The following is a 13,781-nucleotide window of genomic DNA, read 5'->3' as shown; positions in this document are numbered from 1 at the left end:
TTCTTTTTTCGGACAACCCCGTGCTACCCTGTCGATCAACGGTCAGTCCGAGCGACAACGCTCGGATACAGCATCGACGTCGTTAGCCACGCACACGAATGGAAAGGCAAAACGGTACTATCCTCACGGCTGGCATCGGTTGTAACCGTTGCCTTCGATTAAAAGCCGACCGCTCTGGTCGAGTTCGCCGGTCAGACTGACACACTCATCATCCCCCTTCGCGAAGAGGGAAATTTCCTGTGTCACGGTTCGTCCCTGAGCTGAAAGCCTGAGTGAGTAATCCCCCGGGTCATCGACCGGTCGCTTGATTTCTATCGCATCTCCCGCACTGATGAGTCGACTCGATTCGAACACGGTCTCGTTCTCCGTGACTACCGCTATATCGAACTCCAAATCAGCAGACGAGAGGTTTTTGACACTGATAAAAACGATCGATAGGGACGGTTTTTGTTTCTGCCGAGAGAGACAGCCACTTCCAATCGCAACGAACGTCGGGGCAGAGACTTGCAGGAAACGGCGTCGGTACATCGGTATATACGATGTCATTTTGTGCATCTCTTATGGATGAAGTTATCGATGTCGTCGAGATTCCGACGAACGACTGACCATCCATATAGTCGATTTGACCGCTTTTTTCGCGCGCTACGGTTCTTTTTTCGGACAATAACGCCACGGACTACCTCGTTCGTAACCGTTTTTACTAACTGGTCAGTAAGTCGTGTATGAACCGCCTCTCGAACACGAGTAGCCACGCCACGGGGCGTGAGAGACATGCTTGACGAACTCGGCGAACACAAGGGTGCGTTCGTCGGCCTGTTCGTTGCAACCGGCGTCTCGATGCTCGGCTTCAGCATCCTCGAACCGATTCTCCCGACGTACGCGCAGGACCTCGGCGCGTCCGGCGTCATCGTCGGACTCATCTTTTCCGGCTTCGCCATCTCTCGGGGCGTTCTCGCGCCGTTCACCGGTCGGGTTTCCGACTCCTACGGTCGGAAGAACCTGCTTCTCACTGGTCTCGGTCTGTTCGCCGTCCTCTCCATCGCGTACTCGATGGTGTCGTCGCCGCTCATGCTCGGCGTCGTGCGGTTCTGTCAAGGGTTCTCGTCGGTCCTCGTGACGCCAATCGCACAGTCCTACGTCGGCGACATCACGCCGGAAGGAAGCGAAGGCTCCATCACGAACCTGTTCTACGTCTCGCTGTTCGGCGGCATCGCCATCGGGCCGACCGTCGGCGGCTATTTCGCCGAACACGCGATCCACACGCCGTGGTTCACCCTCACCGGAATCACGACGCCGTTTTACGTGATGGCGGCGCTGACCGTCGTCTCGTTCTTCCTCGTCGTCGTTCTCGTTCCCGAACTCCCCGACGACGTGCGCGATACCGCGGGGGCTCCGAACCCGTGGGAGGCCGCCCGTGCCGTCTGGGCCGACTTCGAACTCCGCGGTATCATGACCTACATCGTTGCGCGTGGATTCTACCGCTGGGGATTCAACTCCTTTTTCCCCGTCCTCGCAACCTCGGCGGCCTTCGGGCTGTCATCGACGATGGTCGGCGTCGTCCTCTCGGTGTATATGGCGGTCGGTGGGGTTCTCCAGATTCCACTCGGTCGGCTATCCGACGATTACGCGGAGTATCGCGTTCACTTCATCGTCACCGGCGGTTTGTTGAGCGCGTTCACCATGCTCGCCGTACCGTTCGCCACCACGCTTCCCCTGTTAATCGGCCTCATGATCTGCATGGGCGCGTTCAGCGCCGTCTCCCGAACCTCCGCCGTCGCCATCCGCACCGAACGCGGCCGTGTCCACGGGATGGGTCTCGTGACGGGCGCGTTCACCGCCTCCCTCTCGGCCGGACAGGTGTTCGGCCCGGTCGGGTTCGGAGCCATCACGGACACGTTTCGGATTCAGGACGCATTCTACATCGGCGGTATCGTCGGCATCATCGGGACGCTCGGCGCGTTCTACTACCTCCACAAGGGCCTCCAACAGGACGACGAAGCGGTCGAAGGGGTCACCGAGGACGCCCAACCGCTCGACTGAGTAGTTGATAGACGAACAACATTATTACCGTCGGATACGCATCGAAGACAGGTATGTCCGATCCGACGCACGATTCCTCCGACTCGGCGGTCCCGCTCGAAGCGCTCGCGTCCCTCCCGAAGTTCTACCATCCGATGGTGTCACGCGACGGCGAACGCGTCGCGTGTTACTACGACGGAAGCGGCCGAAACGAACTATGTATCCTCGACGTCGAATCCGGCGAACTCGAACAGGTGAGCGACGGAAACGTCCCGAAGAGCGCCCGCTGGCACGTTTGCTGGGATGCTGACGGTGAACGGATATTCTTCCACCGTGACGACGGCGGCGACGAACAGAACGACGTTCACGCGCTGACGACGGACGGCGACCGCGAAACGATCGTGGAAACCGACGGCCAGTGCGTGATCTGCGACGTTTCCCCGGACGGTCGATACCTCCTGTACGCGAGCGACGAGGGCGAGCAGATGAACCTGTACCGCGCCGACATCGAAACCGGCGAGACCGCGCAACTCACGGACTACGGCCGACCGACGTGGAACGCGATGTACGGTCCCGAGGGGGACCGAATCGCCTACGTGACCAACGAAACCGACGACCTCGACAATATGGACGCGTACGTCGCCGCCTCGAACGGGAGCGACCCGCGACGCCTCGACGTCGGCGAAAACGGGTCGGAAACGTCCGTCGCCGACTGGGGACCGGACAGCACGCGCTTGCTGATCGAGGACAACGCGGAGGACAAACCTCGCGCCGGAATCTACGACCTCGAACGGAATTCCGTCGAGTGGCTCGGGGACGGCGAACACGTCGAATACCCCGCGACGTTCACTCCGGACGGCCGCCGCGCGCTCGTCCTCCGCACCCGCAGGGCGGCGACGGTCCCCGTCATCTACGACCTCGAAACCGGAGCCGGGCGGGAACTGGATCTCCTCGAAGGCAACACGACCGTCGTCCAAGGAGTCGACCGGCCGTTCCTCGCGGATGGCCGCGCCGTTCTCACGCAAACGACACCGGACGAACGACAGCGGCTCCTCGCCTACGACCTCGGTACCGACGAGCACGAGGTCGTCCTCGACGCCGAATACGGGGACATCGATCCGTCGGCGTTCGTCGATGCGGAGTACGTCACCTACGAATCCGGCGACTGGATGATCGGAGGACTGCTGTACGACGCCCGACAACGACCCGGCGCTGATCCCGAGGCGACCGGGCAACCGGCGGTCGTGTTGGTACACGGCGGGCCGCACGCACAGTACACCCGGTCGTTCAACGAACTCACGCAGTTTCTGGTCGCGCGTGGCTACTCCGTCTTTCAGCCGAACTATCGCGGTTCGACGGGGAGAGGTCGGGCGTTCAAGTACGCCATCCGTGGCGATTGGGGCGGCGGCGAACAGGAAGACATCGCCAACGGCGGCCGCTGGCTGATGGAACGGGACTGGATAGACGAGGACCGCGTCGCGGTGTTCGGCGGCTCCTACGGCGGCTACAGCGCCTACAGCCAGCACGTGGGGTATCCCGACCTCTGGGCCGCTGCGGTGGCGAACGTCGGCATCACCGACCTTCGCCGATTGTACGAGGATTCCATGCCGCACTACCAGCACATCCTCGAACAGCAACTCGGGACGCCGGACGAAAACGAGGACCTGTACCGCGAGCGCTCGCCGCTGACCCACGTCGATTCGGCGGAGTCCCCCATTCTCATGATTCACGGCGTCAACGACCCGCGGTGTCCCGTCTCGCAGGCGCGACTGTATCGGGACGCGCTCGTAGCGCGTGGGTGGGCGGATGGCGAGGAATTCGTCTACGAGGAACTCGGCGAGCAGGGACACGGCTCGTTCGATATCGACCAGAAGATTCGATCGCACCGGATCGTCGCCGACTATCTCGACGAGACGTTGTAGCCGCGGATCGGATAGAAACGACGGAGACGGATTCGGTCACCCTTCCGACGGTGCCGGACAGTCGTACGTCTCCCGAAGCGTTTCCGCGAACTGACCGCCCTTTCGGAGTGCGATGGTGACGATGACGTAGGCTCCCTCGGCGGGACGGAGCACGAATACCTCCCGCGGGTCGTCACCCTTCCCCTCGTTCACCCGGTCTATCAGCGGTTCCAACGGGCGGGTGCCGTCGCGGAACGACTCGAAGACGCGTCCCCCCTCGTCCTCGGCGAACACGTAGAGCACGCCGTTGACCTCGTTGTCGGTGTTTCGCGTCACGGTGCTGTTCATCGATTCGCCCGCCATCCGGGCCTCCGTCCACGCTTGCTGTGCGACCTCGAAGACGGGGTCGATGCCGTCGGCGAAGGAGTACAGCGTCTTCCGGCGCACCGAGAGCGACCGAACCGTCGGTTCGGCGTTCGACCAGTCGAGGTCGGCGTCGATACGGTAGCCGGGGTGAACGTCGTCTACGGTCCCTCCGTGGCCGTCGGGGGCGGTGACGACCGGTTCGTACGTCTCCCGGTCGAGCAACCGCAGGCTTCCGTCCGAGCGGGTGGCGAGCACGCGAAAGGACCGGTCTTCCTCCATGGTTCCGACTCCGGTGCGATGCGGGAAAAGCCACTCGAATCGACACGGTTCAGTCGGCCGAGTTATGCCGATGGCCTCCGTAGTGCCGGTATGGAACATTTGGAGTACGTCTACACGTTCGGCATGGACGAAACGGAACTCGAACGGAAATTGAAATCGACGGACACCGGCGTCCTGTCGCTCGCTCGCGACGGCGACGCCTACTCGCTCCCGGTCTCGTTCCACTACGATGGCGAGAAAATCCTGCTTCGCTTCGGCGTCGAGGAGGGGAGCGAGAAGGTATCGTTCGTGGAAACCACCGATACCGCCAGTTTCGTCGTGTACGAAACGACGGGCGAAGAGTCGTGGAGCATCCTCGTGCGAGGCAGTCTCGCTCCCGCGTCCGACACGCTCAGCGAGGCCGAGATAAACGAGCGATTCGTCCCGCTCCGGGTGTTCGACGAATCGCTCAGCGACGTGGAACCCGAACTGTACGAACTGCGAATCGAATCGGTGACGGGACGCAAAACGTAGCGCTTGCGTTAACCATCGGTCGTTCGGCGTTTTTTTGGCGTCACGTCGCCGTATCATTTCCATGACCCGAACGTACGACAAACTGGTACGCGACCGGATTCCGGCAATCATCGAGGAAAACGACGAGCGCCCGGTGACGCACGTCGCGGACGATGACGAGTACGAGCGACGACTCGCGGAGAAGTTGGACGAGGAGGTAACGGAGTTCCGGGAATCCGGCGAACCGGCGGAACTGGCCGACGTGCTCGAAGTCGTCTATGCGCTGGCGGACTCCGACGGACTCACGCGTGACGAGTTGGAACGGATTCGCGCCGAAAAAGCCGACGACCGGGGCGGGTTCACGGACGGAATCGTTCTCGAACGGGTCGAGTAAAAAGGCCAGCATTTGCAACCACGCCGCGAATGGTCGGCGGTGGCAAACGCTCCTCCATGTCACTCACGACGTACACGCTCGTGATTCGGGAGAACGAGAGCAACGAAGGAATCGTCGCGGAGGTTCGCGCCGACGGAACCATCGAGGAATCGACTACGGTTTCGTACGGCGATTTCGGCATGACGGCCATCCGTGACGATTGGGTCCCCGAGGAGCGGCGAACCGAATTCGACGCCGACGTGAGGACGATTCGACTCGCGACGGAGCGGAACGGAGAAGGATTCCTGTTCCGCGTCCTGGGCGACGGCGAAACGGTCGCCGAGGAGCGGATAACGGACGACGGGTGGAACGTCGCCACGGTACAGTAGTTCTCAGAAGAACAGCGCCGGAACCGTCTTCGAGAAGATTTTCAGCGAGATGACCAGCAGGATGGCGACGACCAACCAGTTGAACTTCCGCTCGTCGATTTCGACGCGTCGGAGATAGGTCCCGGCGAACAGGCCGACGAGGGTGACGACTGCGAAGGTCGAACCCAACCAGAGGTAGTACGTCGTCATGACGCCCGTCACCAGCATCTGGAGGATTTTCACCGTGAACACCAGACCGAGCACCATCGAGAGGCCGCCGACGTACCGTTCTTTGTCCCGCTCGAACGTGTGGAGGTACGTCGGGAGCAGCGGACCGAGGTTGGCCGCGCCGAGGAGGAAGCCTTCCAGCAGGCCGACGACGCCGAGTGCGACGGGATTGTGCGTCCCCTCGATGGAGACGAACCCCTTCCCGAGTTGGAAGAGGACGTACCCGAACAGGACGAGGCCGATGAGGAACACCACCACCGCGCTGGTCTTGAACGCCGAGAAGAAGAACACGCCAGCAACGGTACCGACCAACGCGAGGGCGATGAGCGACCACTCACGGCGGACGTAGCCGAGGCCGGTGTTCGTCTCGCCCACCTGAAAGACGTTGATCATCCACGGCGGGACGGCGAGAACGACGACGGCGATATCGACGTTCATGACCGACGCCGCGAGCGGCGTTGCGATGAGCGCGAAGCCGAACCCGACCATCCCCTTCAGCATCGCCGCCAGTATGATGAGCGCGACGAACAGGACGAGGTCAGTCGTTGTCGCGTTCGTCTTCAACCCTTGCGTGACGTTCGCCGTCCCGGGAAAGAGACCGATTGCGCCGACGATGACGGCGACGGTTGCGACCGCCATCATCAGTTCCCGATAGCGGAACTGACGCAGGTTTCGAACGAACTCCCCGGGGTGTACCGTCGATTCCCCGGACATCAGCGAGTGGCCTCCGAGGGTCTCGAATCCGTATTCATTACCCCCCCTTTGTCATTCCACGTAGTTAGGTGGGAGAAATCGGGAAACGGTCACCGAGAGCGATGACGTGACGTTTCGGTGAATAACGCCGTATGAGCGCCGAAACCGCCGAACTGTCCGAAAGGGTGCTCGAACGGCCGTCGCAGAAAGCGGCGACCTTTGCCACCGCGGTCGTGTATTCACACGGACAGGCGAACCGTCTCGTCGGTGATCGTCCCGATGAACTGCCGCTTGAGTTCGTGCACCGACTGGTTGACGACCCCGCCCCAGCCGAGTTCATCGATCGTGTCCGGGTTCGGGTTGCCCCCGACTTCGACGTACAGCGTCCCGTCCCGAACCTCCTTCACGACGCCGACTTCGGTGCCGTCGTCCGCGACGACGCGTTTGCCCTCCTGTTCGTCCGAAAAGTCCGAATTCGGGTCCATCGAACCTACTTTCGGCATCGAGGTCCAAACCGGCTTTGGCCGCCGGAAATGGGAACGCCTACCCCCCTCCGCTCACGAACTCGATTCATGTACGATGCGGTGTTGTTCGACAACGACGGCGTCCTCGTGAAACCGCCGAAACGCGAGTTGCTCCAGGAAGCGGCGCGCTCGGCCTTCGAGGAGTTCGACGTAGACCCGGCGGAGGACCACCTTGCCGCTGTAACGCACAGCGCCACCCCCGACGGCTTTCGGGAGGTGTGTGAGGCGTACGGTTTCGACCCGAATTCGTTCTGGGAGACGCGCGACAGCGCCGCCTCGGAGATTCAACTGCGTGAAATCGAGGCCGGACGGACGACGACCTACGACGACATCGACGCCCTCTCCTCGTTCGAGCAACCGCTCGGCCTCGTCAGTTCGAACCAGCAGGCAACCGTCGAGTTCATGCTCGATTACTTCGAACTCGCACGCCACTTCGAGACCTACTACGGCAGGCCACCGACCGTCGAGGGAATCCGCCGGAAGAAGCCGAACCCGCACTTCCTCGACCGCGCGCTGGCCGACATCGGAGCCGAAACCGCCCTCTTCGTCGGCGACAGCGAGAGCGACGTGGTCGCCGCCGACAACGCCGGACTGGATTCGGCGTTCATCCGCCGCCCGCACAGGACGGAGTACGAACTCTCCGTCGAACCGACGTACGAGATCGAGGGCTTGCCCGAAATTTTCGAGATTTTGGACTAGCTTCAGTAGCCCACCCGCGACAGCGTCCGGTCGAGTTCCGACAGATACCCCTCCCCGAAGTGAAAGACGTGCGAGAGCAGCGGATAGACGACGTACACGTCCCGGCGCGATTCGAATCCCGCTCGATACCGCGGCGTTCGTCGTAGCGCTCGAAGAATGCGTTTCCGACGCAGTTCGTCCAGTCCATGTACGCGAGTTCGACCTCCGAGTGGGCGTAGTACGCCGCCGGATCGAGAAACGCGCGCAGTTCCCCGTCCGATTCGAGCACGTTCGTCGTCCACACGTCGCCGTGGATCAGCGACGGCGCGTCGGGTTCGACGACGAGCGAATCGAGGTCGCTCACGAGTTCTTCCACTCGCTCCACCATCGACTCCGGCAGTTCACCGGTTTCCCGCGCGACTTCCGCCGCGTGCCTGAGACGGTGTTCGCCGTAGAATTCGATCCACGATTCCGTCCACGGATTCGGCTGTGAGAGCGACCCCGTGAGCGTGTCGCAGTCGAACCCGTAGGCGGGCGCGGCGGTGTCGTGCAGGGCGGCAAGGTGGTCGGCCATCTCCCGCTCCACGTCGGGCGTAATGGTCGAGTCGCCGTCGATGAATTCGAGCAACAGCAGGTCGTCCTCGACGTGATACACGTCGGGGACGGGAAGGCCGTGGTCAGCGAGGTGGCGAAGCATGGTCGCCTCGACCGTCAGCGTCGCGTCGCTCGTCTTGGCGACGAGCGGCGTGCCGGAAGCGAAATCGGCGCGATACACCGCGCCGATTTCGCCCCCGTCGAGTTCGCAAAGCTCCGTCGGCGGTTCGTCGGTAACGGCGGTGATCCGAGCGGCGAGGTCGTCCATCGGTTCGGATACGTACCGCCGATCCTAAAACGATGCTAGCTCGGCCTGCCGCCGATCACGGTGACGCTATCCCGGTTAGCCACTGTTTTCGGTCACCGTTTTTCGTGTCGTGACCGGGTCGGTATCCGTCGTTTCGTTCGTCGTCGTCCCTACCAGCGAGGAGGACGTCGTGGTGTTCGGTGGTGGCGTCGTTCCGCTGGTCGTGGGGGAGACGGTCGTCGGTTCGACGGACGTTTCGTTCACGTTCGTCGTGGTGTGATTCGTTGCGTTCTCGACGGCGGTAGTCGTGACGTTTCCGCCGACGAAGTTCGAACTCATCACCTCGGAATCCGCATACAGGCTGTGTGTGACCGGGGTGTTGATCGTGCTTAGCAGGCAGAGCGCCGCGACTACGAGCACGGTCGCTTTGGGATTGGGTCCGTGTATCATCTCGTATCTTTACCATCCGTTTCGTCCTTGTCACCGCCCGTTTCGTCCTCGTCTTCGCTTTTGGCCCGCGTCGCACCGACGAGCGAGTACGCTTCCGAGATCACGATCAGCAGACAGGGGAGGACGACCAACGAGAGCAACCCTGCGCGCGTCCGTGCGAACAGCAGGAGATGCCCGATGTACGGGACGTGGAACCAAACGCGGCCGATCACGTCGTCGGCCGAGACGAGTCCGACGTCCGGATTCTCGTTCGCGTCTCCCTTCGTTCTAAAGTACAGTCCGTCGTCGCGGTGGACGACGTCGACGACGCGGTGTGTCGTGCGGTCGGAATTCGAAGCCGATTCGCGATGGAAGACGAGGATGTCGCCTTCCTCGATTGCGCTCGGTTCGACGTGCTTCGAGACGACGACGTCCCCGGCGTGTATCGTCGGATGCATGCTCCCCGAGAGCACGACGTAGCTCCCGCTCGCGCCGACGAGTTGCGGAAACACGACGACCGCCAGCAGAAGGATGCCAGCGACGAGGAGCACCATCCCGCCGAGGCGTGCGATTCGCCGTGGCTTTCGGGCGGCGGCGACGGCCATCATAGCGGCGGGCGGCCCTCCTTGCCGAGGCGGTGCCGTTCGTCGTGTCGCTTGTGTGCCACGGCGGATGCGAGGAACAGTAGCGAAATCACGAATCCCCACGCGAGGCCCGGTAGTCGGTCGAACGGGAAGAGACCGATCCACGCGAGCGCGATCAGCCCTACCGAGACGCCGCCGAGTCCGAGATAGTAACCGCTCCACGGGATTCCGTCGTGGGGGACGATGTCCAAATAGACCTCCAACTTCGTCGCAGCGTCGGTGAGCCGTATCGTCCCTCCGTTCGCGTCGAAGTGGACGACGTCGGCGTCGTCCATCTTCGGCAGATGTGCCTGTCGAAGCGCCGTGTAGACGCGCATTCGCTGTTCGTACGTGACCTCCTCGGGCACTATCTCGTTCTCCCACGCCGCGAGCTGCTTCGAGAGTTCGTGGAGCGAGACGGATTCGCCCTGCTGGAGGAGATAGTGGACCACGTTCCGCCGCCGCTGACAGCTGAGAATGTTGAACGCCGTCTCCTGTGTGAGTGTCTTGGGTTCTCGATTTTGTTGTGTTGTCTGTTCGGGTTGAGTCGGGACGGGGGTCGTCGTGCTCATACGTCGACCCTGCCGTTATCTTTCATCACTGCCCCCCCGGCTCGTCGTTATCATCGTTTTGCCCGGGTAGATAGCTGGAACTGTAGTATTATATTTATGAACCTGATAGATGCATTTCCATAATTCATTAGTTATATATTTGTCAGGACCAATGGCTCCGAGACGCTGTCTCCCGACGTTACCGCGAACGAATATGAGCGTCAACTGCCGCTTGTGACCCACTATACGGTCTCTATGGGTCGCGCCTGAACCCCCTCGAATCGCTTGTAAACCCGCTAGAGACCGTTTATGGGATGGATATACGATCTCTATGAAACCACTATCGAGTATATATATACACGGTGATAGGTCATCGGGTCGGTTGCGTCTTCGACTCGGAACCGTCGGAAGCTACCGACGATGGGTGTCGAAGAACGGAGACAACTAATGTCAGATAAAAAACTCACTCTCAATCGGCGCAACGTACTTCTCGGTATCGGCGGCATGGGTGTCGCGGCAGCGCTCGGCGGCGCGGGCACGATGGCGTTCCTGAACGACAAGGAAGGAACCAACGCGACGTTCACTGCTGGCGACCTCGACTTGAAGATCGGTTGGGAAGTCGATCACTACGGGAACGACGTCGATCCCAAAGTCGTTCCGGCACAGGATACCGACAACACGGAGCTCGGCATCGAGTTCAAGGACATCAAGCCCGGCGACCAGGGATGGATTCGGTTCACGATCGAGAACGTGGACAACCCGGCGTGGGTGTGGTTCCGCGGTCGGCTCAGCCACTCCCAAGAAAACGGACAGAACGACCCCGAAAAAGAAGCCGAAGGGACGGATACCAACGGCTACGGCGAAATGGACGAGAACCTGGAGTTCCGTACGTTCTACGACCAGAACAAGAACGCGACGGTGGGCGACGGTCCGGAGTCGGGCAACCTCTGGAACGACCGATATATCCAGAAGCCACTCGACCTCAAGGGGACGCAAACGACGACGCCGCAGTACGGGTCCGTCCCCGTGCTGCTCGACGGGGTCCGTGACGGCGACTCCCCCGACGTGGTCGGCGGTGCGTATCCCGACGGCGAACCGATCGATCCGTTCCAGAACGGCACGTGCCAGTACATCACGGTTCGGTGGGAACTCCCCGAGGACGTCGGCAACGAGGTACAGGGCGACAGCATCCGGGTCAACTTCGATTTCTACGCCGAACAGTCCCGGCACAACCCCGAAGAACGCTTCCGCGACCCCAACGACACTCCCGCCGACAAGTATCCGGAGAACCCGTGGGCGGACGAGTACGAATCGGGTGCGTTCCCGACGCTCGCCGAGCAGGACGTGGTTCTGGGCGGCACTCCGGACGACGGCAAACCGAACAGCAGCGCGTAATCGACGCTGTGAACGATGGCGACGGTCGATTCGAAGCCATTCTTTCCTTCTGTTTTCGAGAGAGGCGGGCGAGTACGCATCGGGTGCGTTCCTGACCGACGGATTTCGGCCCCTAGTTATTCGGGTCTACGGATGGAAACTCATCGTATGGCCTACACGTGGCAGTACTACGACCTCGTACTGGGCGGAATAGCCGTCAGCATGTTCTTCGGTGTGGGTGTCGGCTACCTCACTTCGGTTTCGTTGACGGCCGCGGTAATCGGTGCGGCGCTCGTCGCGGTCGCCATCATCGGTCACGGCCTGTTCGTCAACGGTCCGGTGGACGAACCGACCGACCTGACGAAAGAAGTCGAGACGCTGAACTGAAATCGCACACGAAGCAACGACCGACCGGGATCGGTTCCGGTCGCTTTCGGCTCAGTAAACCGCGTCCCGGATGTCCTCGTCCAGATCCTCGAACGTGTCGAGGTGGACCCGTCGCTCGGTACGGAGTCGTGACAACTCCGAATCGTGGTCGTCGACGTTGTCCGCGACCGAAAACTCGCCGATGTCGATACCGGGGACCGAACTCGGAACGGTGAGTCCGCTCGCGTCGTCGTCCGTCCACTCGACCGTCCCGCGCGCGATCTCCCGGAGCAACGTCACCGACTCCGTGACGCCGATGTCCTTGCCGCCGAGGTGGCCGGTGTTGAGGATGTAGGTTTCGACGCCGAGGTCGTCGATGAGCGAGCGGAACCGGTTGCCCTCCTCGCCCCTCGATCCGATGATGAACGGGTTGGTGCCCACGACGCGGATGGACTCACCGGCTTTCGACGGGTCGCCCGCGCTGGTCTCGATGGACTCGCCGAGCATGAACGCCACCGCCGCCTCCTCCGGCGACAGTTTCGCCACCGGCGGCATCGTCGGGTTGCGGGTGATGAAGAACAGTTGGTCGACCCGCTCCAGGTCGATGTCCTCGCTCGACGACGAGAGTTGGTCGCGGCGGATGATGGCCCGGCCGTTCGACGTGTGGAGGTCGCTGTCGAAATCGACGGTACCGTCGTCGTCCACGTCCACGTTTTCGAGGACCGCGGATTCGTGCGTGACGGCGTCGTACATCGCGGGCTGTTCGTCGGCGTCCAAGCCGATGGTCTTGACGTACAACCCGTTACCTTCGCTGCCCGCGACGCTTCCGTCGGGGAGCAGGGCACAGACGTCGTCCTGGAGCATCGTCGCCGATTCGGGGTCGTCGAGCCAGAGACCGTGGGCGGTCAGCGTGGACTTGCCGGTCGCGGAGAGACCGAGGAAAACCTGCCCCACATCGCGCAGGTCGCCGGTTTCGTCCCGAAGCGTCACTCGCTTGCTTCCGGCGTGCAGTCCGAGGCCGCCCTTCCGTTTTGCGTGGAACATGAACAACCTGAGGAAGGACTTCTTCGCCTCGCCGGTGTAGTCGCTTCCGAGAGCGACGGTCACGCCCTCCTCGGGAAGGACTCGAACGGCGATTTCGTCCCAGTCGGGAACCTGTATCGTGACGAAATCCGGTTCACCCTCCTCCTCGACCGGTTCGAAGAGGTTCGCCCACGCGAGGGCGATACGGCCGTACTTCTTCGGAACGTAGAGTCTGCACCGGTAGGAGTGGTCGGTGTGGCGGCCCATCAGGCGGTCCACGCAGAGCATCTCGTGTTCTCGGGCGAACTCGACCGCGTCCTCGATGTGTGCGTAGTCGTCCGCGTCGAATCCTTCGTCGACGGCATTTCTCGTCTTGTCCGAGTTGCGCGACCGTTCGCGGCTGACGTACGACGCGGAACCGAATTCGGCCGTCGTCTCCAACTCCCGCGAAAACTCACGAAGTTCCGAAAACGACGGGTTGTAGCGAACGTTGTCCGCCGTTATTGGATTCGGGAGTTTCGACTTCAGGGATTGGACTGACTGCCCAGTGTCTGACATCGTGGTTGTACGACCCACCTACGAACGTATAATTATGTATGGTGTACGGCCGTCTTAGTGCCCTCATAACGCCGATTTCGGCGGAATTGTGTTTT

General features: G+C 61.8%; 16 protein-coding genes and 1 pseudogene. 8 read left to right on the top strand and 9 right to left on the bottom strand.

The genetic code is table 11. The features are described from left to right. Positions 1-123 precede the first annotated feature (123 nt). Positions 124-393: a hypothetical protein gene (locus A4G99_RS25140; RefSeq protein WP_150123066.1), complete on the bottom strand. Its 270-nt coding sequence runs from the start codon at positions 391-393 to the stop codon at positions 124-126. A gap of 378 nt (positions 394-771) precedes the next feature. On the opposite strand from A4G99_RS25140, the gene A4G99_RS08120 reads away from it, so the two are divergent. Beyond that, a complete protein-coding gene (locus A4G99_RS08120; RefSeq protein ID WP_066141722.1) occupies positions 772-2,040 on the top strand; it encodes an MFS transporter in 1,269 nt (422 codons plus the stop codon). A 53-nt stretch (positions 2,041-2,093) separates the two neighbouring features. Further along, positions 2,094-3,941: a prolyl oligopeptidase family serine peptidase gene (locus A4G99_RS08115; RefSeq protein ID WP_066141719.1), complete on the top strand. Its 1,848-nt coding sequence runs from the start codon at positions 2,094-2,096 to the stop codon at positions 3,939-3,941. Positions 3,942-3,977: 36 nt separating this feature from the next. On the opposite strand, the gene A4G99_RS08110 is transcribed toward A4G99_RS08115, so the two are convergent. Next, complete coding sequence (locus tag A4G99_RS08110) at positions 3,978-4,565, bottom strand: DUF6663 family protein (protein ID WP_066142452.1); 588 nt, start codon at positions 4,563-4,565, stop codon at positions 3,978-3,980. 90 nt (positions 4,566-4,655) lie between these two features. Here A4G99_RS08110 and A4G99_RS08105 point away from each other — a divergent pair, with 90 nt between their 5' ends. From A4G99_RS08105 to A4G99_RS08095, 3 genes are all read left to right on the top strand, one after another. Next, positions 4,656-5,078 (top strand): pyridoxamine 5'-phosphate oxidase family protein, encoded by a 423-nt coding sequence (locus A4G99_RS08105; protein ID WP_066141714.1) that lies wholly within the window; start codon positions 4,656-4,658, stop codon positions 5,076-5,078. Positions 5,079-5,139: 61 nt separating this feature from the next. Next, positions 5,140-5,451, top strand: a complete 312-nt coding sequence (locus tag A4G99_RS08100) for a nucleoside triphosphate pyrophosphohydrolase (RefSeq protein ID WP_066141711.1) — start codon at positions 5,140-5,142, stop codon at positions 5,449-5,451. A 56-nt stretch (positions 5,452-5,507) separates the two neighbouring features. After that, positions 5,508-5,819 (top strand): hypothetical protein, encoded by a 312-nt coding sequence (locus A4G99_RS08095; RefSeq protein WP_223301770.1) that lies wholly within the window; start codon positions 5,508-5,510, stop codon positions 5,817-5,819. A gap of 3 nt (positions 5,820-5,822) precedes the next feature. On the opposite strand, the gene A4G99_RS08090 is transcribed toward A4G99_RS08095, so the two are convergent. Then, on the bottom strand, positions 5,823-6,743 hold the full coding sequence (locus A4G99_RS08090; RefSeq protein WP_066141706.1) for a sulfite exporter TauE/SafE family protein: 921 nt from the start codon (positions 6,741-6,743) through the stop codon (positions 5,823-5,825). A 215-nt stretch (positions 6,744-6,958) separates the two neighbouring features. Further along, positions 6,959-7,204: a hypothetical protein gene (locus tag A4G99_RS08085; protein WP_066141704.1), complete on the bottom strand. Its 246-nt coding sequence runs from the start codon at positions 7,202-7,204 to the stop codon at positions 6,959-6,961. Between the two features lie 87 nt (positions 7,205-7,291). On the opposite strand from A4G99_RS08085, the gene A4G99_RS08080 reads away from it, so the two are divergent. Further along, a complete protein-coding gene (locus tag A4G99_RS08080; RefSeq protein ID WP_066141702.1) occupies positions 7,292-7,942 on the top strand; it encodes an HAD family hydrolase in 651 nt (216 codons plus the stop codon). 2 nt (positions 7,943-7,944) lie between these two features. Here A4G99_RS08080 and A4G99_RS08075 read toward each other — a convergent pair. The 4 genes and pseudogenes from A4G99_RS08075 to A4G99_RS08060 form a co-directional block, all read right to left on the bottom strand. Beyond that, positions 7,945-8,705 (bottom strand): annotated as a pseudogene (locus tag A4G99_RS08075) (fructosamine kinase family protein). Between the two features lie 153 nt (positions 8,706-8,858). After that, on the bottom strand, positions 8,859-9,212 hold the full coding sequence (locus tag A4G99_RS08070) for a hypothetical protein (RefSeq protein ID WP_066141697.1): 354 nt from the start codon (positions 9,210-9,212) through the stop codon (positions 8,859-8,861). Next, positions 9,209-9,799, bottom strand: a complete 591-nt coding sequence (locus tag A4G99_RS08065; RefSeq protein WP_223301768.1) for a signal peptidase I — start codon at positions 9,797-9,799, stop codon at positions 9,209-9,211. Before A4G99_RS08065 ends, A4G99_RS08070 begins: the two co-directional genes overlap by 4 nt. Then, a complete protein-coding gene (locus tag A4G99_RS08060) occupies positions 9,796-10,386 on the bottom strand; it encodes a hypothetical protein (RefSeq protein ID WP_066141695.1) in 591 nt (196 codons plus the stop codon). The genes A4G99_RS08065 and A4G99_RS08060 overlap by 4 nt, the downstream gene beginning before the upstream one ends. A 426-nt stretch (positions 10,387-10,812) precedes the next feature. Here A4G99_RS08060 and A4G99_RS08055 point away from each other — a divergent pair, with 426 nt between their 5' ends. Then, entirely contained in the window at positions 10,813-11,760 is a 948-nt protein-coding gene (locus A4G99_RS08055) for a TasA family protein (RefSeq protein WP_066141692.1), read from the top strand. A 147-nt stretch (positions 11,761-11,907) separates the two neighbouring features. Next, positions 11,908-12,126 (top strand): hypothetical protein, encoded by a 219-nt coding sequence (locus tag A4G99_RS08050; protein WP_066141688.1) that lies wholly within the window; start codon positions 11,908-11,910, stop codon positions 12,124-12,126. A 51-nt stretch (positions 12,127-12,177) separates the two neighbouring features. Here A4G99_RS08050 and A4G99_RS08045 read toward each other — a convergent pair whose 3' ends face one another. Continuing rightward, positions 12,178-13,686 carry a phosphoenolpyruvate carboxykinase (ATP) gene (locus A4G99_RS08045; RefSeq protein ID WP_066141686.1) on the bottom strand — a complete coding sequence of 503 codons (1,509 nt, stop codon included), beginning with the start codon at positions 13,684-13,686 and terminating at the stop codon, positions 12,178-12,180. Positions 13,687-13,781: the final 95 nt, after the last annotated feature.

It is taken from the genome of Haladaptatus sp. R4, from assembly GCF_001625445.1.
Lineage (GTDB): Archaea > Halobacteriota > Halobacteria > Halobacteriales > Haladaptataceae > Haladaptatus.
The sequence above is the reverse complement of the archived record's forward strand: the minus strand, read 5'-3'. Positions and strand labels throughout refer to the sequence as shown.